The organism is Streptomyces sp. NPDC048604, from assembly GCF_043199435.1.
Lineage (GTDB): Bacteria > Actinomycetota > Actinomycetes > Streptomycetales > Streptomycetaceae > Streptomyces.
On the sequence record NZ_JBICVX010000002.1, the window covers coordinates 75,702 to 96,467 of the forward strand.

The following is a 20,766-nucleotide window of genomic DNA, read 5'->3' on the forward strand; positions in this document are numbered from 1 at the left end:
GTCAGCTCTTCCGGCGGGTGATCTTGTTGCCCAGCCAGACCAGCGGGTCGTACTTGCGGTCGACGGCGCGTTCCTTCAGGGGGATCAGGGCGTTGTCGGTGATGCGGATGCCCTCCGGGCAGACCTCCGTACAGCACTTGGTGATGTTGCAGTAGCCGAGGCCGTGGTCGTCCTGGGCGGTGCGCTTGCGGTCCAGGCCGGTCTCCTCGGCCGCGTCCAGGGGGTGCATGTCCAGTTCGGCGATGCGCATCAGGAAGCGGGGGCCGGCGAAGGCGGGCTTGTTCTCCTCGTGGTCGCGCACCACATGGCAGGTGTCCTGGCACAGGAAGCACTCGATGCACTTGCGGAACTCCTGCGAGCGCTCCACGTCCTCCTGCGCCATCCGGTACTCGCCCGGCTCCAGACCCGGCGGCGGGACGAAGGCCGGGATCTCGCGTGCCTTCGCGTAGTTGAAGGACACGTCCGTCACCAGGTCCCGCATCACCGGGAACGCCCGCAGCGGGGTGAGGGTGATCGTCTCGTCCCGGCCGAAGACCGACATCCGCGTCATGCACATCAGCCGCGGCCGCCCGTTGATCTCCGCCGAGCACGAACCGCACTTGCCCGCCTTGCAGTTCCACCGCACCGCGAGGTCAGGCGCCTGGGTGGCCTGCAGCCGGTGCACGATGTCGAGGACGACCTCGCCGTCGTGCACCGCCACCGTGAAGTCCCGCAGCCCCCCGCCGTCGGCGTCGCCCCGCCAGACCCTGAAGTGCGCGTCGTAGGTCGTCACGACAGCTCCTCCTCCGCGAGGTACTTGGCCAGTTCGTCCTTCTCGAAGAGCCCCAGCAGGTCGGGGCGGACCGGGGGCGTGGCGATCCGCTCCAGGTCCACACCGGCCCCGTCCGGCCTCAGCCGGCACAGCAGGTTCACCGCCCGCCATGTCCGGTCCATCGCCGGGTAGTCCTCCCGGGTGTGTCCGCCCCGGCTCTCCGTGCGCTCCAGGGCCGCCCGGGCCACGCACTCGCTGACCAGCAGCATGTTCCGCAGGTCGAGGGCGAGGTGCCAGCCGGGGTTGAACTGCCGGTGGCCCTCGACCCCGGTCCGCCGCGCCCGCTCCCGCAGCACCGCGAGCCGCTCCAGCGCCTCGGCCATCTCGCCCTCGCGCCGGATGATGCCGACCAGGTCGTTCATGGTCTGCTGCAGTTCCTGGTGGAGCGCGTACGGGTTCTCCACCGGGCCCTCGGCCGTGGCCTCCGCCCCGAACGGGGCCAGCGCCTCCGCGGCCGCCGCGTCGACCGCGGCCGGCGACGACTCGGGCCGCGCCCCGCCGGCCTCCGCCGCGTACGCGGCCGCGTGCAGTCCGGCCCGCCGGCCGAACACCAGCAGGTCCGAGAGCGAGTTGCCGCCGAGCCGGTTCGAGCCGTGCATCCCGCCCGCGACCTCCCCGGCGGCGAAGAGCCCGGGCACCCCGACCGTCGCGGCCGACTCCGAGTCGACGGCGATGCCGCCCATCACGTAGTGGCAGGTCGGGCCGACCTCCATCGCCTCCGCCGTGATGTCCACGTCCGCCAGCTCCTTGAACTGGTGGTACATGGACGGCAGCCGGCGCCGGATGACCTCCGCCGGCATCCTCGTCGACACGTCGAGGAACACCCCGCCGTGCGGCGAGCCCCGGCCGGCCTTCACCTCGGCGTTGATCGCCCGCGCCACCTCGTCACGGGGCAGCAGCTCCGGCGGCCGGCGGTTGTTCTCCGGGTCCTCGTACCAGCGGTCGCCCTCCTCCTCCGTCTCCGCGTACTTCTCCTTGAAGACGTCCGGGACGTAGCCGAACATGAACCGCTCGCCCTCGGAGTTCCGCAGCACCCCGCCGTCGCCGCGCACCGACTCGGTGACGAGGATCCCCTTCACCGACGGCGGCCAGACCATGCCGGTCGGATGGAACTGCACGAACTCCATGTTCAGCAGCGGCGCCCCGGCCAGCAGCGCCAGCGCGTGCCCGTCGCCGGTGTACTCCCAGGAGTTCGAGGTCACCTTGAAGGACTTGCCGATCCCGCCCGTGGCGAGCACCACCGCCGGCGCCTCCAGGACGAAGAACCGCCCGGTCTCGCGGTCGTAGCAGAAGACGCCCGTCACCCGGCCGCTCTCGTCCTGCAGCACGCGGGTGACCGTGCACTCCTGGAAGACCTTCAGGCCCGACTCCGGGTCGCCGGTCTCCGCCGCGTCCTTCTGCTGCAGCTGCACGATCTTCTGCTGGAGCGTGCGGATCAGTTCGAGGCCCGTGCGGTCGCCGACGTGCGCGAGCCGCGGGTACTCGTGTCCGCCGAAGTTCCGCTGCGAGATCCGCCCGTCCGCCGTCCGGTCGAACAGCGCGCCCCAGGTCTCCAGCTCCCAGACCCGCTCCGGCGCCTCCTGCGCGTGCAGCTCGGCCATCCGCCACTGGTTGAGGAACTTGCCGCCGCGCATGGTGTCGCGGAAGTGCACCTGCCAGGAGTCGTGCTCGTTGGCGTTGGCCATGGCGGCCGCGATGCCGCCCTCCGCCATCACCGTGTGCGCCTTGCCGAAGAGGGACTTGCAGATCACCGCCGTACGGGCGCCCCGCTCGCGCGCCGCTATGGCGGCGCGCAGCCCGGCGCCCCCCGCGCCCACCACCACGACGTCCCACTGCTGTCGGTCGACCTGTGCCATGTCAGAAGATCCTCGGGTCGTCGAAGGCGCCGGTGGCGAGCAGGTACACGTACAGGTCGGCGAGGGCGACGCTGAGCAGCGAGGCCCAGGCGAGCTGCATGTGGCGGGCGTTGAGCTTCCCTACCCAGGTCCACAGCCGGTACCGCACGGGATGCTTCGAGAAGTTCTTCAGCCGTCCGCCGACGATGTGCCGGCAGGAGTGGCAGGACAGCGTGTACGCCCAGATCAGCACGATGTTGACGAGGAAGACGACGGTGCCGAGGCCGGCGTGGCCCCAGGCGTACGTCTCGTCGCGGAAGGCGAGCACGGTGTCGTACGTGAGGATCCCGGCGACCGGCAGCGCGGTGTAGAAGAAGTACCGGTGGGCGTTCTGCAGGATCAGCGGGAAGCGGGTCTCGCCGGAGTACGAGCGGTGCGGCTCGGCGACCGCGCAGGCCGGGGGAGAGGCCCAGAAGCCCCGGTAGTACGCCTTGCGGTAGTAGTAGCAGGTCAGCCGGAAGCCGAGCGGGAAGATCAGGATCAGCAGGGCGGGCGACAGGCCCCACCAGCTGCCGAAGATCTCCCAGTTGGGCCCGTCCTTCATGGGCACGCAGTTCTCCGCCAGACAGGGCGAGTAGAACGGCGAGACGTAGGGGGCCGCGTAGTAGTCGGCGTTCGCGAAGGCCCGCCAGGTCGAGTACGCGACGAAGGCGAGCAGTCCGGCCGCGGTGACGGCGGGTGCGAGCCACCAGCGGTCGGTACGGAGGTGCCGGGCGGCGATGGCGGCGCGTGAGGCGTCGTGGACACCGCGGCCCGGCGCGAGGTGGGGTGGTTCGGTGCCGGTGGCCAAGGAGGTCTCCTAGGGATCCGCCGTGCTCGAAGGCGTGCCGGGACGTACGAGGACGTGCCGGCACGTGCCTGGCCGTAAGGACGTGCCAGGGACGTGCCGGGACGTGAGAAGGACGTGCCAGGACGTGCGGCCGGGAGCCGTCAGGGCGCGTGGCGGTCGCGGGCGCCGAGGCCCTCGTCGTCGGAGTCCGTCCACAGCTTCTCGTCGTACGGCGTGTCCGGGATGGACACCAGGCCCGACGTGTCCGCCGTGCCGGAGCCGCGCGCCGGACTCTTCGCTCCGGACCGCTTCTCCAGTTCCTGGACCTTGCGGTTGAGCTCGTCCAGGCTGCGGCGTACGGCGTTCAGCTCGTCCTGCAGGGACATGGGTTGCCCTCACTTCCGCGATCGCGGGTGGCATACACCCGCCTGAGTGTTGCGCGTCACATCCTTGATCGGAAGCCGTGTGCCGGGATTCCACTCATCCGGAGCGGCGGCGGTTGCGCCGCACGGGTGGGGTTGGCGGCCGGCCCGCCGTGTCGCCGTCCTCGGGCCCGTTCCGTCCTTTTCAGTGTATGGGCAATAGGTGTGATCATCTCCAAATTCCACCAAACAGGACGAAGAGGTACAAGCCATGTCCCAGGTCGGCGCCGCTCTTCGTGGGAGGACAGGCTCCCGGAGCCCCCGCTTCCGCACCCTCCGCTCCGTCGCACTGGTCTCCGGCGGCGTGCTCGCCGTCTCCCTCCTCACCGGATGCAGCACCGGCGACGAGGACGGCGGACGTCCGCTCGCCGCCCAGGACGTGGCGCCGGCCGGCCGCGACCAGGTCGCCGACGGCGGCACCGTCCGCTGGGCCGTGGACGCGATGCCCACCACGCTCAACGCCTTCCAGGCGGACGCCGACGCCGCGACCTCGCGGGTCGCCGGCGCCGTGCTGCCCGCGCTGTACACGCTCGACACGCGCGGCCGCCCGGTGCTCAACCCGGACTACCTCGAGTCCGCGCAGATCGTGGAGCGCGAGCCCAAGCAGGTCGTCCTCTACAAGCTCAACCAGCAGGCCGTGTGGAGCGACGGCCGGGAGATCGGGGCGGCGGACTTCGTGGCCCAGTGGCGGGCGCTGAACGGCCGGGACACCGCGTACTGGACCGCCCGCAACGCCGGGTACGAGCGCATCGAGAAGATCGAGAAGGGCAAGAACGACCTGGAGGTGCGGGTCACCTTCGGCAAGCCCTACGCCGACTGGCAGTCCCTCTTCACCCCCCTCTACCCGAAGGAGGTGATGGGCTCCCCGGCCGCCTTCAACGAGGGCGCGCGCACCGCGCTCAAGGCGACCGCCGGCCCGTTCCGGATCAAGGCCGTCGACAAGAAGGCGGGCACGGTCACCCTCGACCGCGACCCGCGCTGGTGGGGCCGGGCGGCCAAGCTGGACACCCTGGTCCTGACCGCCGTGCCGCGCGCCGAGCGGGCCGCGGCCCTCACCAAGGGCACCGTCGACCTGGCCGACGTCGACCGCTCCACCGCGGACCGGGTCGCGCTCGCCGTACGGGACGAGGGCGCCCACGGCAAGCCGCTCACCCACGGCCCCGGCGCGCAGATCACCCCCTCCGCGGCCCTGAAGTCCTGGGCGCTGGCCCACGGCTCCGACAAGGAGCAGGCCGAGGTCGTGCAGGCGGCGCGGAAGCAGAACCAGCAGGCCGTCGCCGTGTACGCGGCCGAGCAGAGCGCGCTCAAGCACTACCGGATCCGCAAGTCCCTGGAACCCGCCTACACCCAGCTCTCGCTGAACGGCGAGTCCGGGCCGCTGGCCGACGAGCGGGTGCGCCGGGCCGTGGCCCGCGCCCTGGACCGCCGGGAACTGGCCAAGACCGTGCTGGCCCCGCTCGGTCTGCCCGCCGAGCCGCCCGGCAGCCACCTCGCCCTGGCCGGGCAGGCCGCGTACGCCGACAGCAGCGACGCGCTCGGCAAGCAGGACGCCCAGGAGGCGCGGGCGCTGCTCGCGGACGCCGGCTGGGTACCGGGCGGCGCGAACACCAAGCCCGCCGGGACGAAGGCGGGCGCGGAGTCGGCGGAGAAGAAGGTCACCGACAAGACAGCTGACAAGACCACCGGCAAGACCGGCGGGACCGCCGAGAAGAAGACCTCCGGCAAGAACAGCGGCGACGCGGCCTCCGACGAGGGCCTGTACATCGTCGGCGACGACAAGCCCGGCGAGGTCCCGCCCGGCACGGTCCTGCCCGGCGGCCGCGCCCCCGCAGCTGGGGACGCCCCCCGGCTCGGCTCGGCCGGGGCGCTCACCGGCGGCCAGGACGCCGTGGCCGGCGCGTACGCCCCGCGCGGCACCGCGGCCCCCGCCGCGGTGGACGGACCGGCGGCCGGCGGCCCGCTCGGCAAGGACGGCAAGGCGCTCTCGCTCCGCTTCGTGCTCCCCTCCGGGCCGGGCTCGGACGCGCTGCGCCAGGTCGGCGACCGGATCGCCCAGATGCTCGACCGGATCGGCATCCGCACCGAGATCACCAAGGTCCCGGACGAGAGCTTCTTCAAGGACCACGTGGCCGCGGGCGAGTACGACCTGGCCCTGTACTCCTGGCCCGCCTCCGCCTTCCCGGCCACCGACGCCCGGCCGATCTTCGCCAAGCCGCAGCCGGCCTCGGACGGCTCGCTGCTGGTGGAGCAGAACTACTCCCGGGTCGGCACCGACCGTATCGATCAACTGTTCGATCAGGCGGTCGCGGAGCTGGACGAGAAGCAGGCCCGCGAGCTGGTCCGGCAGGCCGACGCCCGGATCTGGGCCGCTGCCGGATCGATTCCGCTCTACCAGCGCCCCCAGCTGGTCGCCGCCCGTCACGACCTGGCGAACGCCGGGGCCTTCGGCTTCGCCGCCCCCCGCTACCAGGACATCGGCTGGAAGAAGGCCGGCTCCGGGAAGGGCGCACAGCAGCAGCAGAACTGACCGCGCCCTTTCGCAAGCTCAGAATCGGCTCAAGTCCCTTGCCCGCCGGCCCGTCCGGCGGGCAGCATCACGATTGCCCTTGACCCGGGCTCACCCCCACATGGCACGACCTACGAATGGCCCCCCTTGGCTCCTCCCGTACCATGGGAGGAGCCGTGGCGCGTCCCCGCCCGGCGGGCGTACGAGGACAAGAGACTCTCTGAGACGCCTGACCCACGATCCGAGAGAAGCGCAAGCCACTCATGCCCACGCGCCATGACATCCGCAATGTCGCCATCGTCGCCCACGTCGACCACGGCAAGACGACCATCGTCGACGCCATGCTCAAGCAGGCCGGCGCCTTCGCCGCCCACCAGCAGCTCGACGACCGGATGATGGACTCGAACGACCTGGAGCGTGAGAAGGGCATCACGATCCTCGCCAAGAACACGGCGGTGAAGTACCACCCCAAGGACGGCGGGGCCCCGATCACGATCAACATCATCGACACCCCCGGCCACGCCGACTTCGGTGGCGAGGTCGAGCGCGGTCTGTCGATGGTGGACGCCGTCGTCCTCCTGGTGGACGCCTCCGAGGGTCCGCTGCCGCAGACCCGCTTCGTGCTCCGCAAGGCCCTGCAGGCCCGGATGCCGGTCATCCTGTGCATCAACAAGACGGACCGCCCGGACTCCCGCATCGACGAGGTCGTCAACGAGACGTACGACCTCTTCCTCGATCTGGACGCCGACGAGGACCAGATCGAGTTCCCGATCGTCTACGCGTGCGGCCGTGACGGCATCGCCTCGCTGACCAAGCCGGAGGACGGCACCGTCCCGGCGGACTCCACCAGCCTGGAGCCCTTCTTCTCCACCATCCTGGAGCACGTCCCGGCTCCGACGTTCGAGGAGGACGCGCCGCTCCAGGCCCACGTCACCAACCTCGACGCCGACAACTTCCTCGGCCGTATCGCGCTGCTCCGCGTCGAGCAGGGCGAGCTGCGCAAGGGCCAGACGGTCGCCTGGATCAAGCGCGACGGCTCCATGCAGAACGTCCGCATCACCGAGCTGATGATGACCGAGGCGCTCACCCGCAAGCCGGCCGAGGTCGCCGGCCCCGGTGACATCTGCGCCGTCGCCGGTATCCCGGACATCATGATCGGCGAGACGCTGGCCGACCCGGAGAACCCGGTCGCGCTGCCGCTGATCACGGTGGACCAGCCGGCCATCTCCATGACCATCGGCACGAACACCTCGCCGCTCGTCGGCCGCGGTGGCACCGGCAAGGGCGCGGACGCCAAGTCCGCGATCAAGGACCGCAAGGTCACCGCCCGCCAGGTGAAGGACCGCCTGGAGCGCGAGCTGGTCGGCAACGTCTCGCTGCGCGTCCTGGAGACCGAGCGTCCGGACGCCTGGGAGGTCCAGGGCCGTGGTGAGCTCGCGCTCGCCATCCTGGTCGAGCAGATGCGCCGCGAGGGCTTCGAGCTGACCATCGGCAAGCCGCAGGTCGTCACGCAGGAGATCGACGGCAAGGTGCACGAGCCGGTCGAGCGCATGACGGTCGACGTGCCCGAGGAGCACATGGGCGCCGTCACGCAGCTCATGGGCGTCCGCAAGGGCCGTATGGACAACATGTCGAACCACGGCTCCGGCTGGGTCCGCATGGAGTTCGTCGTCCCGTCCCGCGGCCTGATCGGCTTCCGTACGGAGTTCCTGACGCAGACCCGCGGCACCGGCATCGCGCACTCGATCCACGAGGGCCACGAGCCGTGGTTCGGCCCGCTGCAGACCCGCAACAACGGTTCGCTGGTCGCCGACCGCGCCGGCGCGGTCACCGCCTTCGCGATGACCAACCTGCAGGAGCGCGGCGTGCTGTTCACCGACCCCGGCACCGAGGTGTACGAGGGCATGATCGTCGGCGAGAACTCTCGCTCCGACGACATGGACGTGAACATCACCAAGGAGAAGAAGCTCACGAACATGCGGTCCTCGTCGGCCGACTCGTTCGAGGCGATCGTCCCGCCGCGCAAGCTCTCCCTGGAGCAGTCCCTGGAGTTCTGCCGCGACGACGAGTGCGTCGAGGTCACCCCGGAGGCCGTCCGCATCCGCAAGGTGAACCTGGACCAGCGCGAGCGCGCCCGCGCGGCCTCCCGCGCCAAGAACGGCTGAGCCTCAATGTGACGCAGGTCACCGTCTTGTGACGGTGTATCACCTAAGGGCCCGGTTTCCCGCGAACAAGGCGGGGAACCGGGCCCTTCGTCAAATCCATTACGCCCACCCGGCGTCCGGATATCGGTCGTAGCTCTCCGGAACGTGTGTTAACGGTCCGTTTCGGGGGTGTCTGTCTGTGCTCGCTTTGTCCGGATTTCGGTCTCATGGGCCTTCCTGATGTTGTCAAAACGAGACCACTTAAGTGTGGTTTACAGCCCTGACGTACTTAATAGTTGGCTCCATTGAGCTCGGGTCAATGGGTCACGCACTGTGGGGAGTGCCGACTCACGAGCACACTCGGGGTACAGGAGTGATCGCCGTCAGGGGTGTCGGCGAACTCGGAGTACCCCTCTTGTAGTGACAAGTGGACTCATGAGGAGGAACCCATGCGCGGTGCCAAGAGCGCCAAGTGGGTAGCGGGTGCGATCGTCGTCGCTCTGGCGGCCACGGCCTGTGGCGGTGGCAGTGGTGACAAGGACAAGAAGAACGCGTCGGGCAAGCCTGAGGGCTATGTCTCGATCGACGTCGGCGAGCCGCAGAAGCCGCTGATCCCGGCCGACACGAACGAGAGCCTCGGCTCCTACGTCATCCAGTCGGTCTTCACCCAGCTGCTGGACTTCGACGCCAAGGGCGAGATCGTCTACACCAACGCCGAGTCGGTCTCGACCACGGACTCCAAGGTGTGGACCGTCAAGCTGAAGTCGGGCTGGAAGTTCCACAACGGCGAGGCCGTCACCGCGCAGTCCTACGTGGACGCCTGGAACTGGTACGCCAACGTCAAGAACAACCAGCAGAACGCCTTCTGGTTCTCCGACATCGCCGGCTACGCCGACGTGCACCCGGAGAAGGGCGCTGCGAAGGCCGACAAGATGTCGGGTCTGAAGGTCGTGGACGACACCACCTTCACGATCACGCTGACCGACAAGGTCCCGTACTTCAACTACAAGCTGGGCTACGCGACGTTCGCGCCGCTCCCGAAGGTCTTCTACGACAACCCGAAGGCGTTCGGCCAGAAGCCGATCGGCAACGGCCCGTACAAGTTCGAGTCCTGGACCCACAAGAAGCTCATCCAGGTCGCGGCCTACGACGACTACAAGGGTCCGAACAAGGCCAAGAACAAGGGCATCCAGTTCAAGAACTACGCCACCGTCGAGGCGGCGTACCAGGACGTCCTGTCCGGCAACCTGGACATGATCCGCCAGGTCGGCCCGACGGACCTGCCGAAGTACAAGCAGGACCTGGGCAACGGCGCCATCGAGCAGTCGTACGCGGCCATCCAGTCGCTCGTCCCGGCGTTCTACAGCAAGACGTTCAAGGACATCGACCCCAAGGTCATCCAGGGTCTGTCCATGGCGATCGACCGTGACACGATCACCAAGACCGTCCTGAACAACACCCGTACCCCGGCGAAGAGCTTCACCCCGCCGTCGGTCAAGGGCAACCAGGACCTGGGCACGGACGTCTTCACGTACAACCCGACGAAGGCGAAGCAGCTTGTCACCGAGGGCGGCGGCGTCCCGGACAACAAGATCTTCCTGCAGTACAACACCGACGGTGGCCACAAGGAGTGGGTGACCGCGGTCTGCGAGTCCATCCGCAAGGCCACCGGTGTCGACTGCGTCGGCGACCCGAAGCCCGACTTCCCGACGGACCTCGAGGCGCGCGACAACAACCAGGTCAAGTCGATGTACCGCGGTGGTTGGGTTGCCGACTACCCGGTCAACGTCAACTTCCTGAAGGAGCTCTACCACTCCAAGGCGGAGAGCAACAACGGTCGTTTCAACGACCCGGAGATCGACGCTCTGATGGCGGTCGGCGACAAGGCCTCCTCCCTCGACGAGTCGGTCAAGGCCTACCAGGCGGTCGAGAAGAAGATTCTCGAGAAGATGCCGGCCATCCCGCTCTGGTACTACCGCATCAACGGCGGCCACGGTAAGGGCGTCGACAACGTCCAGGTCGACTTCCACGGTGACTTCGAGCTGACCGGCGTCACCGTCAAGTAACCAGCCTGCGGGCCTCAACCCCCCACTCGGCCGTCAACCCGCCGTCGTCGGAACTCCGACGGCGGCGGAGGTCAGGGGGCCGTCCGGCACGGACGGCCCCCTGACCGTCGTTCACCCCTCACGGAGGCACCCATGGGGCGCTACGTCGCACGACGACTGCTCCAGATGATCCCGGTGTTCATCGGGTCAACCCTGCTGATCTTCTCGATGATGTACGTGCTGCCCGGCGACCCCGTGCGCGCGCTGGCAGGCGAACAGAACGTGGACCCGGCGCAGATCGCAGCGCTGAGAAGCGAACTCGGGCTCGACAAGCCGCTCTTGATGCAGTACGCGATCTATCTGGGGAACCTGCTCCAGGGTGACTTCGGAACGCAGATCGCCAGCGGTCGACCCATCGCCGAAGTCATCTCGGAGGCGTACCCGGTCACCATCCAGCTGACGCTCTTCGCGTTCACCTTCACGGTCGTCGCCGGCATCTCGCTCGGCGTGATCGCGGGTCTGAAGCCCGACACGCTGCGCGACCGCGGACTGCTGATCCTCACGCTGCTGCTGATCTCGGTCCCCTCGTTCGTCCTGGGCCGGATGTCCCAGTACTTCTTCGCGTTCGAGCTCGGCATCGTCGAGCCGAACGTCTCGCTCGACGAGAACCTGAGCGAACTGCTGTTGCCCGCCTCGGTGCTGGCCGCGCTGTCCCTCGCGTACGTGGCCAGGCTGACGCGCACCTCGATCGCCGAGAACCTGCGCGCCGACTACATCCGCACGGCCGTCGCCAAGGGTCTGCCGCGCCGCCGGATCGTCAGCGTGCACCTGCTGCGCAACTCGATGATCCCGGTCGTCACCTACCTCGGCACCGACCTCGGCACGCTCATGGCCGGCGCCGTCGTCACCGAGGGCATCTTCAACATCAAGGGCGTCGGCAGCCTCATCTTCGATGCGCTGAAGCACCGTGAGGGCTCGACCGTGGTCGGCGTCGTCACGCTGATCGTGCTCATCTACCTCATCGCCAGCCTGCTCGTCGACCTGCTTTACGCGGTTCTGGACCCGAGGATCCGTTATGCCTGAGAAGATCGCAGAGACCGCGGAGGGCTCCGTGGTCACGACCGCGGCAGCGTCCGACGCCGTCCGGGTGGCCGAGGCCGGTCCCGCGCCGGCGAAGCCCCGCAGCCTCTGGTCCGACGCCTGGCACGACCTGCGGCGCAACCCGCTGTTCCTCGTCTCGTCGGTGTTGATCCTGATGCTGGTCGCGATGGCCGTCGCGCCCACGCTGTTCACCGACGCCTCGCCGCGTGACGGCGACCTGGTGAACCACTACCTGCAGAAGCCCAACTGGAGCCACGTCTTCGCCGCGGACTGGTTCGGCTACGACATCCAGGGCCGCTCCATCTACGCCCGCGTCATCCACGGCGCCCGGGCGTCGATCACCGTCGGCGTCACGGTGACCATCCTGGTCACCATCGTCGGCGGCGCGCTGGGCATGCTGGCCGGCTACTACGGCGGCATCATCGACAGCGTGCTGTCCCGGGTCACCGACATCTTCTTCGGTGTGCCGTTCCTGCTCGGCGCGATGGTCATCCTGACCAGCTTCGAGAAGCGCGAGGTCTGGGTCGTGATCCTCGCCCTGGCCTTCCTCGGCTGGACCCAGATCGCCCGTGTCGCCCGCGGCGCGGTGATCACCGTGAAGCAGGCCGACTACGTGGTGGCGGCGCGCGCGCTCGGCGCCTCCACCTCGCGGATCCTGCTGAAGCACATCCTGCCGAACGCCCTCGCGCCGGTGATCGTCGTCGCGACGATCGCGCTCGGCGGCTACATCGGCGCCGAGGCCACGCTGTCCTTCCTCGGCATCGGTCTCGCCGAGCCGACGGTCTCGTGGGGCATCGACGTCTCCGACGGCTTCCAGCAGATCCGGAACGCCCCGTACGTCCTGATCATCCCCTCGGTGATGGTCTCGATCACGGTGCTCTCGTTCCTCATGTTCGGCGATGCGGTGCGCAACGCCCTCGACCCCAAGCTGCGCTGAGGGAGGCGTAATGACCATCATCGACAGGACCGCGGCCGTACCCGCGCCGCGCGACGCCTCCGACGGCGACGAGCTGCTCCTCGAAGTCCGTGATCTGCACGTGGAGTTCCACACCCGCGACGGCGTGGCCAAGGCCGTCAACGGTGTGAACTACTCGGTCAAGGCCGGCGAGACCCTCGCGGTGCTCGGCGAGTCGGGCTCCGGCAAGTCCGTGACGGCGCAGGCCATCATGGGCATCCTCGACATGCCGCCCGGCCGGATCCCCAAGGGGGAGATCCTCTTCCGCGGCGAGGACATGCTCAAGATGTCGGGCGAGGAGCGCCGCCGGATCCGTGGCCGGAAGATCGCGATGATCTTCCAGGACGCGCTGTCCTCCCTCAACCCGGTGCTCTCCGTCGGCTACCAGCTCGGCGAGATGTTCCGGGTGCACCAGGGGCTCTCCAAGAAGGACGCCAAGGCCAAGGCCATCGAGCTGATGGACAAGGTCAAGATCCCGGCCGCCGCGGCCCGGGTCTCGGACTACCCCCACCAGTTCTCCGGCGGTATGCGCCAGCGCATCATGATCGCCATGGCGCTGGCCCTGGAGCCGGACCTGATCATCGCGGACGAGCCGACCACCGCGCTCGACGTGACCGTGCAGGCCCAGGTCATGGACCTCCTCGCGGAGCTCCAGCAGGAATACAACATGGGTCTGATCCTGATCACCCACGACCTCGGCGTGGTCGCCGACGTCGCGGACAAGATCGCGGTCATGTACGCCGGCCGGATCGTCGAGCAGGCGCCCGTGCACGAGCTGTACAAGCGCCCCGCGCACCCGTACACCCGTGGTCTGCTCGACTCGATCCCGCGCCTGGACCAGAAGGGCCAGGAGCTGTACGCGATCAAGGGTCTGCCGCCCAACCTGACGCGCATCCCGAGCGGCTGTGCGTTCAACCCGCGCTGCCCGAAGGCCGACGACATCTGCCGTACGGAGATCCCGGCACTGCACCCGGTGACCGAGCAGGACGGCGCCGAGCTGCCCGGCCGCGGAAGCGCGTGCCACTTCTGGAAGGAGACGATCCATGGCTGAGCTCAGCAAGAACGATGAGGCCGTGGACGCGACCCCGAACGTCACCGAGGTGGCGGAGGTGGACGCCGCCAGCGAGGCGGAGGCCGTAGCCGCCATCGAGGCGCCGGTCGGGCGCGGGGAGCCGATCCTCCAGGTGCGCAACCTGGTCAAGCACTTCCCGCTGACCCAGGGCATCCTCTTCAAGAAGCAGGTCGGCGCGGTCAAGGCCGTCGACGGGATCTCCTTCGACCTGTACCAGGGCGAGACCCTGGGCATCGTGGGCGAGTCCGGCTGTGGCAAGTCCACCGTCGCCAAGCTCCTGATGAGCCTGGAGAAGGCGACCGCGGGCGAGGTCTTCTACAAGGGCCAGGACATCACCAAGCTGTCCGGCCGCGCGCTGAAGGCCGTCCGCCGCAACATCCAGATGGTGTTCCAGGACCCGTACACCTCGCTGAACCCGCGTATGACGGTCGGCGACATCATCGGCGAGACCTTCGACATCCACCCCGAGGTGGCCCCGAAGGGCGACCGGCGCCGCAAGGTGCAGGAGCTGCTCGACGTCGTCGGTCTGAACCCGGAGTACATCAACCGGTACCCGCACCAGTTCTCCGGCGGTCAGCGCCAGCGCATCGGCATCGCCCGCGGCCTGGCGCTCAACCCGGAGATCATCATCTGCGACGAGCCGGTCTCCGCCCTGGACGTGTCGGTCCAGGCGCAGGTCATCAACCTGATGGAGAAGCTGCAGGACGAGTTCAACCTGTCCTATGTCTTCATCGCGCACGACCTGTCGATCGTCCGGCACATCTCGGACCGGGTCGGCGTGATGTACCTCGGCAAGATGGCCGAGATCGGCACGGACCAGCAGATCTACGACCACCCGACGCACCCCTACACCCAGGCGCTGCTGTCGGCGGTCCCGGTCCCGGACCCGGACGCCCGCGAGCACCGCGAGCGGATCATCCTCACGGGTGACGTCCCCTCGCCGGCCAACCCGCCGTCGGGCTGCCGCTTCCGCACCCGTTGCTGGAAGGCGCAGGACAAGTGCTCCACCGAGATCCCGCTCCTCGCGGTTCCGGAGCGCTACCAGGGTGCGGACACCCCGGCCGCGCACGAGTCGGCGTGCCACTTCGCCGAGGAGAAGGACGTCGTGCACGCGGGCTGATCCGCGTACGACACCGCAGGCGGCTTGAGGGCCCCGGCACCCGAGTGGGTGCCGGGGCCCTCCCGCGTCCGGGCGCGGTGAACGTGCATGGCGTCCTTTATGGGGTGATATTGGGGCCTACGTGAGCATCAGGACACTCAGGAGGCACTCCATGCGCGGAGCCACCCACACCAAGTGGGCCGCAGTGGCCACGGTCGTCGCCCTGGCGGCGACCGGCTGCGGCGGAGGGGACGACGGTGGAGGCGGTGGTGGCGCCGAAGGGATCGTGAGCTCCTCCTGGGGCGACCCGCAGAACCCGCTGGAGCCGTCCAACACCAACGAGGTGCAGGGCGGCAAGGTGCTGTCCATGATCTTCCGCGGGCTCAAGCAGTACGACCCGAAGACCGGCGCGGCCAACAACTTGCTCGCGGAGAACATCGAGACCACCGACTCGACCAACTTCACCATCACCGTGAAGGACGGCTGGACCTTCTCCAACGGCGAGCAGGTCACCGCCAAGTCCTTCGTGGACGCCTGGAACTACGGCGCCAACCTGAAGAACAACCAGCGCAACGCGTTCTTCTTCGGCCAGATCGAGGGGTACGACCAGGTCCACCCCGAGTCCGGCGAGCCCAAGGCCCAGACGATGTCCGGCCTCAAGGTCGTCGACGACAAGACCTTCACGGTCAAGCTCACCCAGAAGTTCTCCACCTGGCCGGACACCCTCGGCTACGCGGCCTTCTCGCCCCTGCCGCAGGCCTTCTTCACCGACCACGACGCCTGGGTCGCCAAGCCGATCGGCAACGGCCCGTACACCATCCAGTCGTACACCAAGGGCTCCCAGATGGAGCTGGTGAAGTGGGACGGGTACCCGGGCACGGACAAGGCGCAGAACGGCGGGGTCACCCTCAAGGTGTACACCGACAACAACACCGCCTACACCGACCTGGTGGCCGGCAACCTCGACCTCGTCGACGACGTGCCCGCCTCCCAGCTGAAGAACGTCCAGGCCGACCTCGGCGACCGGTACATCAACCAGCCCGCCGGCATCATCCAGACCCTCGCCTTCCCGTTCTACGACCCGGCCTGGAACAAGCCGGGCCAGGAGAAGCTCCGCACGGGCCTGTCCATGGCGATCGACCGCGAGCAGATCACCGAGACGATCTTCCAGAACACCCGCACCCCGGCCACCGACTGGACCTCCCCGGTGCTCGGCGAGGCCGGCGGCTTCAGCAAGACGCTCTGCGGCGACGCCTGCGAGTACAACGCCGCCGAGGCGAAGAAGCTGGTCGCCGAGGGCGGCGGCATCCCCGGCGGCACGATGAAGATCTCGTACAACGCCGACACCGGCTCCCACAAGGAGTGGGTGGACGCGGTCTGCAACTCCATCAACCGGGCCCTCGGCGACACCAAGGCCTGCGTCGGCAACCCCATCGGCACCTTCGCAGACTTCCGCAACCAGATCACCGAGTCCAAGATGCCGGGGCCGTTCCGGGCCGGCTGGCAGATGGACTACCCGCTGATCCAGAACTTCCTCCAGCCGCTGTACTACACCGGCGCCTCGTCCAACGACGGCAAGTACACCGACCCGGAGTTCGACAAGCTGGTCGACCAGGCCAACGCCGAGACCGACACCGCCAAGGCCGTCGAGACCTTCCAGCAGGCCGAGGAAGTGCTGCGGGACGACATGGGCGCGATCCCGCTCTGGTACCAGAACGGCAGCGCCGGCTACTCGGACCGCGTCTCCGGCGTGACGCTGAACCCGTTCAGCGTGCCCGTCTACGAACAGATCAAGGTCAACTGACCGGCTGCTGACGCAGGTCGGCCGCACCCGGCCCGGCGACGGCACTCCCGCGCCGGGCCGGGTGTCTTCCCCGCACCCCACCCCCGGAGCCCCTCATGGGTCGTTATGTGATCCGGCGTCTGCTGCAGATGATCCCGGTCTTCTTCGGCGCCACGCTGCTGATCTTCCTGATGGTGAACGTGATGGGCGACCCCATCGCCGGCCTGTGCGGCGACCGGGCCTGCGACCCGGCGACCGCCGCCCAGCTGCGCAAGGAGTTCGGCCTCGACAAGCCGGTCTGGCAGCAATACCTGACCTACATGGGCAACGTCTTCACCGGCGACTTCGGTACGGCCTTCAACGGTCAGCCGGTGACCGAGCTGATGGCCCAGGCGTTCCCGGTCACCATCCGGCTCACCCTCGTCGCGATCTTCTTCGAGATCGTCATCGGCATCACCCTCGGCGTGATCACCGGCCTGCGCCGCGGCCACCCCGTCGACACCGGCGTACTGCTGCTCACCCTGATCGTGCTGTCCGTGCCGACCTTCGTCACCGGTCTGCTGATCCAGCTGCTGCTCGGCGTGAAGTGGGGCTGGATCTCCCCGGCGGTCTCCTCCGAGGCCCCGCTGGACGAGCTGATCGTGCCCGGCCTGGTCCTCGCCTCCGTCTCGCTGGCGTACGTCACCCGGCTCACCCGTACCTCCATCGCCGAGAACAAGCGCGCCGACTACGTCCGCACCGCCGTCGCCAAGGGCCTGCCGCGCCGCCGGGTGATCACCAAGCACCTGCTGCGCAACAGCCTGATCCCGGTGGTCACCTTCATCGGCGCGGACATCGGCGCGCTGATGGGCGGGGCGATCGTCACCGAGCGGATCTTCAACATCCACGGCGTCGGCTACCAGCTCTACCAGGGCATCGTCCGCCAGAGCACGCAGACCGTCGTCGGGTTCGTGACCGTGCTGGTGCTGGTGTTCCTGCTGGCCAACCTGCTCGTCGACCTCCTGTACGCCGTACTCGACCCGAGGATCCGCTATGCCTGAGCAGCCCGAGCCGTTCGACGACGGCCGCGCGATCGACCACACCGGCGCCGGCGGTGCGACCGATTTCGCGATGGACGAGGGCGAGAGTCTGGAGAAGGCCCTGGGCGACTCCGGGGACGGCGGCCCGGACAAGAAGCCCCGCTCGCTGTGGTCCGACGCCTGGCGGGACCTGCGCCGCAACCCGGTCTTCATCATCTCCGGGCTGATCATCCTCTTCCTCGTGATCATCTCGATCTGGCCGTCCCTGATCGCCTCCGGCGACCCCCTCGACTGCGACCTCTCCAAGGCCCAGGAGGGCTCCCAGCCGGGCCACCCCTTCGGCTTCAACGGCCAGGGCTGCGACGTCTACACCCGTACCGTCTACGGCGCGCGCACCTCCGTCGCCGTCGGCGTGCTCGCCACCCTCGGCGTGGCGATCCTCGGCGGCGTCCTCGGCGGGCTCGCCGGCTTCTTCGGCGGCGGCTGGGACTCGGTGCTCTCCCGGCTCACCGACGTCTTCTTCGCCATCCCGGTCGTCCTCGGCGGTCTGGTGCTGCTGTCCGTGGTCACCAGCAACACCGTCTGGCCGGTCATCGGCTTCATGGTGCTGCTGGGCTGGCCGCAGATCTCCCGGATCGCCCGCGGCTCGGTCATCACCGCCAAGCAGAACGACTACGTGCAGGCCGCCCGGGCGCTCGGCGCGTCCAACTCGCGGATGCTGCTGCGGCACATCACGCCCAACGCCGTCGCCCCGGTGATCGTCGTCGCCACCATCGCGCTCGGCACGTACATCTCCCTGGAGGCGACCCTGTCGTACCTGGGCGTCGGGCTGAAGCCGCCGTCGGTCTCCTGGGGCATCGACATCTCCTCGGCCTCGCAGTACATCCGCAACGCCCCGCACATGCTGCTCTGGCCGGCCGGCGCGCTGGCGATCACCGTGCTCGCGTTCATCATGCTCGGCGACGCGGTGCGCGACGCCCTCGACCCGAAGCTGAGGTAGCCGCCCATGCTGCTCGAAGTGCGCGACCTGCACGTGGAGTTCCACACCCGCGACGGCGTGGCCAAGGCCGTCAACGGCGTGAACTACTCGGTGGACGCCGGCGAGACGCTCGCCGTGCTCGGCGAGTCGGGCTCCGGCAAGTCCGTCACCGCCCAGGCCATCATGGGCATCCTCGACGTCCCGCCCGGGAAGATCGCCGGCGGCGAGATCGTCTTCCAGGGGCAGAACCTGCTCACCCTCAAGGAGGACGAGCGGCGGAAGATCCGCGGCGCGAAGATGGCGATGATCTTCCAGGACGCGCTCTCCTCGCTCAACCCGGTCCTCACCGTGGGCGACCAGCTCGGCGAGATGTTCCGCGTGCACCGCGGGATGTCCCGCAAGGACGCCCGCACCCAGGCCGTTGAGCTGATGGACCGGGTCCGCATCCCCGCCGCCAAGGAGCGAGTCGGACAGTACCCGCACCAGTTCTCCGGCGGCATGCGCCAGCGCATCATGATCGCCATGGCGCTGGCCCTGGAGCCCGAGCTGATCATCGCGGACGAGCCGACCACCGCCCTCGACGTCACCGTGCAGGCCCAGGTGATGGAGCTGCTGGCCGAGCTCCAGCGCGAGTACAACATGGGCCTCATCCTCATCACCCACGACCTCGGCGTGGTCGCCGACGTGGCCGACAAGATCGCCGTCATGTACGCGGGCCGGATCGTCGAGCAGGCCCCCGTCCACGAGATCTACAAGGCGCCCGCTCACCCCTACACCAAGGGCCTGCTGGAATCGATCCCGCGCCTGGACCAGAAGGGCCAGGAGCTGTACGCGATCAAGGGCCTGCCGCCCAACCTGCTGGCCATCCCGCCGGGCTGCGCCTTCAACCCGCGCTGCCCGCTCGCCCAGGACGTCTGCCGGACCGACGAGCCGCCGCTGTACGAGGTGACCGAGTCGCCCGTGCCGCGCAGCAGCGCCTGCCACTTCTGGAAGGAGTGCCTGCATGGCTGAGGCGATTCTTCAGGTCCGCGACCTGTACAAGCACTACCCGCTCACCCGGGGCATCCTCTTCAAGAAGCAGGTCGGCGCGGTCCGCGCGGTCGACGGGGTCTCCTTCGACCTGCACGAGGGGGAGACCCTCGGCATCGTCGGCGAGTCCGGCTGCGGCAAGTCGACCGTGGCGAAGATGCTGGTCAACCTGGAGCGGCCGACGTCCGGGTCCATCCTGTACAAGGGCGAGGACATCACCACGCTCTCCCCGCGGGCCCTCCGGGCGGTGCGCCGCAACATCCAGATGGTGTTCCAGGACCCGTACACCTCCCTGAACCCGCGCATGACCGTCGGCGACATCATCGGCGAGCCCTTCGACATCCATCCCGAGGTGGCCCCCAAGGGCGACCGCCGGCGCAAGGTGCAGGAGCTGCTCGACGTCGTCGGCCTCAACCCCGAGTACGTGAACCGCTATCCGCACCAGTTCTCCGGAGGCCAGCGCCAGCGCATCGGCATCGCCCGCGGGCTCGCGCTGAAGCCGGAGGTCATCGTCGCCGACGAGCCGGTCTCCGCGCTCGACGTCTCCGTGCAGGCGCAGGTGGTCAACCTGCTGGCGAAACTCCAGGACGAGTTCCGGCTGTCGTACGTGTTCATCGCCCACGACCTGTCGATCGTCCGGCACATCTCCGACCGGGTCGGGGTCATGTACCTGGGCCGGATCGTGGAGATCGGCACCGGCCCCCAGATCTACGACCACCCCACGCACCCCTACACCCAGGCGCTGCTCTCCGCGGTCCCGGTCCCCGACCCGGAGGCCCGCGAGCACCGCGAGCGGATCATCCTGACCGGCGACGTGCCCTCCCCGGCGAACATCCCCTCCGGCTGCCGCTTCCGCACCCGCTGCTGGAAGGCCCAGGAACGCTGCGAGCTGGAGGTGCCGTTGCTGGCGGTGCCGGCCGTCTTCCGGCTGACGGACAGTCCGGCCAAGCACGACTCGGCCTGCCACTTCGCGGAGGAGAAGCACGTGGTCCCCACCGAGGAGGAGCCGGGCGGCGAGGAGCCGGGCGCCGAGGAGCCGGGCGGCGGCGAGGCGGTTTAACGCGGCGGCAACTCCGGCGACCCGGCTCCGATATACGGACCGGCCACGCTGTGGAGCGTACGGCCGTGCGGGTGCCG

Annotated in this window: 16 protein-coding genes; 12 read left to right on the plus strand and 4 right to left on the minus strand. The window is 68.9% G+C overall.

Features of this window, described 5'->3' with window-relative positions; translation table 11 throughout:
- Window position 1: 1 nt before the first annotated feature.
- The 4 genes from ACGFMM_RS04150 to ACGFMM_RS04165 form a co-directional block, all read right to left on the minus strand.
- Window positions 2-772, minus strand: coding sequence for a succinate dehydrogenase/fumarate reductase iron-sulfur subunit (locus tag ACGFMM_RS04150; protein WP_393642937.1), 771 nt, complete (start codon window positions 770-772; stop codon window positions 2-4).
- Window positions 769-2,667, minus strand: coding sequence for a fumarate reductase/succinate dehydrogenase flavoprotein subunit (locus tag ACGFMM_RS04155; protein ID WP_393642939.1), 1,899 nt, complete (start codon window positions 2,665-2,667; stop codon window positions 769-771). Before ACGFMM_RS04155 ends, ACGFMM_RS04150 begins: the two co-directional genes overlap by 4 nt.
- Window position 2,668: 1 nt before the next feature.
- Complete coding sequence (locus ACGFMM_RS04160; RefSeq protein ID WP_393642941.1) at window positions 2,669-3,496, minus strand: hypothetical protein; 828 nt, start codon at window positions 3,494-3,496, stop codon at window positions 2,669-2,671.
- A 140-nt stretch (window positions 3,497-3,636) separates the two neighbouring features.
- Window positions 3,637-3,861: a hypothetical protein gene (locus ACGFMM_RS04165; RefSeq protein ID WP_393642943.1), complete on the minus strand. Its 225-nt coding sequence runs from the start codon at window positions 3,859-3,861 to the stop codon at window positions 3,637-3,639.
- Window positions 3,862-4,108: 247 nt separating this feature from the next.
- Between ACGFMM_RS04165 and ACGFMM_RS04170 the strand changes: the two genes are divergently transcribed.
- From ACGFMM_RS04170 to ACGFMM_RS04225, 12 genes are all read left to right on the plus strand, one after another.
- On the plus strand, window positions 4,109-6,424 hold the full coding sequence (locus ACGFMM_RS04170) for an ABC transporter family substrate-binding protein (RefSeq protein WP_393642944.1): 2,316 nt from the start codon (window positions 4,109-4,111) through the stop codon (window positions 6,422-6,424).
- Window positions 6,425-6,666: 242 nt separating this feature from the next.
- Window positions 6,667-8,568: a translational GTPase TypA gene (gene typA, locus ACGFMM_RS04175; RefSeq protein WP_393642946.1), complete on the plus strand. Its 1,902-nt coding sequence runs from the start codon at window positions 6,667-6,669 to the stop codon at window positions 8,566-8,568.
- Between the two features lie 428 nt (window positions 8,569-8,996).
- A complete protein-coding gene (locus tag ACGFMM_RS04180; protein ID WP_393642948.1) occupies window positions 8,997-10,613 on the plus strand; it encodes an ABC transporter substrate-binding protein in 1,617 nt (538 codons plus the stop codon).
- A 132-nt stretch (window positions 10,614-10,745) separates the two neighbouring features.
- Window positions 10,746-11,675: an ABC transporter permease gene (locus ACGFMM_RS04185; RefSeq protein ID WP_393642950.1), complete on the plus strand. Its 930-nt coding sequence runs from the start codon at window positions 10,746-10,748 to the stop codon at window positions 11,673-11,675.
- On the plus strand, window positions 11,668-12,630 hold the full coding sequence (locus ACGFMM_RS04190; RefSeq protein WP_393642952.1) for an ABC transporter permease: 963 nt from the start codon (window positions 11,668-11,670) through the stop codon (window positions 12,628-12,630). Before ACGFMM_RS04185 ends, ACGFMM_RS04190 begins: the two co-directional genes overlap by 8 nt.
- Before the next feature lie 10 nt (window positions 12,631-12,640).
- Window positions 12,641-13,699, plus strand: coding sequence for an ABC transporter ATP-binding protein (locus ACGFMM_RS04195; RefSeq protein ID WP_393642953.1), 1,059 nt, complete (start codon window positions 12,641-12,643; stop codon window positions 13,697-13,699).
- Window positions 13,692-14,840, plus strand: a complete 1,149-nt coding sequence (locus ACGFMM_RS04200) for an ABC transporter ATP-binding protein (RefSeq protein ID WP_393642955.1) — start codon at window positions 13,692-13,694, stop codon at window positions 14,838-14,840. The genes ACGFMM_RS04195 and ACGFMM_RS04200 overlap by 8 nt, the downstream gene beginning before the upstream one ends.
- Window positions 14,841-14,991: 151 nt before the next feature.
- Complete coding sequence (locus tag ACGFMM_RS04205) at window positions 14,992-16,623, plus strand: ABC transporter substrate-binding protein (RefSeq protein ID WP_393642957.1); 1,632 nt, start codon at window positions 14,992-14,994, stop codon at window positions 16,621-16,623.
- Window positions 16,624-16,718: 95 nt separating this feature from the next.
- Window positions 16,719-17,642, plus strand: coding sequence for an ABC transporter permease (locus ACGFMM_RS04210; RefSeq protein ID WP_393642959.1), 924 nt, complete (start codon window positions 16,719-16,721; stop codon window positions 17,640-17,642).
- A complete protein-coding gene (locus ACGFMM_RS04215) occupies window positions 17,635-18,621 on the plus strand; it encodes an ABC transporter permease (protein WP_393642961.1) in 987 nt (328 codons plus the stop codon). Before ACGFMM_RS04210 ends, ACGFMM_RS04215 begins: the two co-directional genes overlap by 8 nt.
- A 6-nt stretch (window positions 18,622-18,627) precedes the next feature.
- On the plus strand, window positions 18,628-19,611 hold the full coding sequence (locus ACGFMM_RS04220; protein ID WP_393642962.1) for an ABC transporter ATP-binding protein: 984 nt from the start codon (window positions 18,628-18,630) through the stop codon (window positions 19,609-19,611).
- Window positions 19,604-20,689, plus strand: a complete 1,086-nt coding sequence (locus ACGFMM_RS04225; RefSeq protein WP_393642964.1) for an ABC transporter ATP-binding protein — start codon at window positions 19,604-19,606, stop codon at window positions 20,687-20,689. The genes ACGFMM_RS04220 and ACGFMM_RS04225 overlap by 8 nt, the downstream gene beginning before the upstream one ends.
- Window positions 20,690-20,766: the final 77 nt, after the last annotated feature.

Excerpts from the sequence above, each read along its gene's own strand:
- ACGFMM_RS04185 (WP_393642950.1), top strand. The coding sequence starts at position 10,746 with ATGGGGCGCTACGTCGCACGACGACTGCTCCAGATGATCCCGGTGTTC.
- ACGFMM_RS04225 (WP_393642964.1), top strand. The coding sequence starts at position 19,604 with ATGGCTGAGGCGATTCTTCAGGTCCGCGACCTGTACAAGCACTACCCG.
- ACGFMM_RS04195 (WP_393642953.1), top strand. The coding sequence starts at position 12,641 with ATGACCATCATCGACAGGACCGCGGCCGTACCCGCGCCGCGCGACGCC.
- ACGFMM_RS04180 (WP_393642948.1), top strand. The coding sequence starts at position 8,997 with ATGCGCGGTGCCAAGAGCGCCAAGTGGGTAGCGGGTGCGATCGTCGTC.
- ACGFMM_RS04170 (WP_393642944.1), top strand. The coding sequence starts at position 4,109 with ATGTCCCAGGTCGGCGCCGCTCTTCGTGGGAGGACAGGCTCCCGGAGC.
- ACGFMM_RS04215 (WP_393642961.1), top strand. The coding sequence starts at position 17,635 with ATGCCTGAGCAGCCCGAGCCGTTCGACGACGGCCGCGCGATCGACCAC.
- ACGFMM_RS04205 (WP_393642957.1), top strand. The coding sequence starts at position 14,992 with ATGCGCGGAGCCACCCACACCAAGTGGGCCGCAGTGGCCACGGTCGTC.
- ACGFMM_RS04210 (WP_393642959.1), top strand. The coding sequence starts at position 16,719 with ATGGGTCGTTATGTGATCCGGCGTCTGCTGCAGATGATCCCGGTCTTC.
- ACGFMM_RS04165 (WP_393642943.1), bottom strand. The coding sequence starts at position 3,861 with ATGTCCCTGCAGGACGAGCTGAACGCCGTACGCCGCAGCCTGGACGAG.
- ACGFMM_RS04220 (WP_393642962.1), top strand. The coding sequence starts at position 18,628 with ATGCTGCTCGAAGTGCGCGACCTGCACGTGGAGTTCCACACCCGCGAC.
- typA (WP_393642946.1), top strand. The coding sequence starts at position 6,667 with ATGCCCACGCGCCATGACATCCGCAATGTCGCCATCGTCGCCCACGTC.
- ACGFMM_RS04200 (WP_393642955.1), top strand. The coding sequence starts at position 13,692 with ATGGCTGAGCTCAGCAAGAACGATGAGGCCGTGGACGCGACCCCGAAC.
- ACGFMM_RS04190 (WP_393642952.1), top strand. The coding sequence starts at position 11,668 with ATGCCTGAGAAGATCGCAGAGACCGCGGAGGGCTCCGTGGTCACGACC.
- ACGFMM_RS04155 (WP_393642939.1), bottom strand. The coding sequence starts at position 2,667 with ATGGCACAGGTCGACCGACAGCAGTGGGACGTCGTGGTGGTGGGCGCG.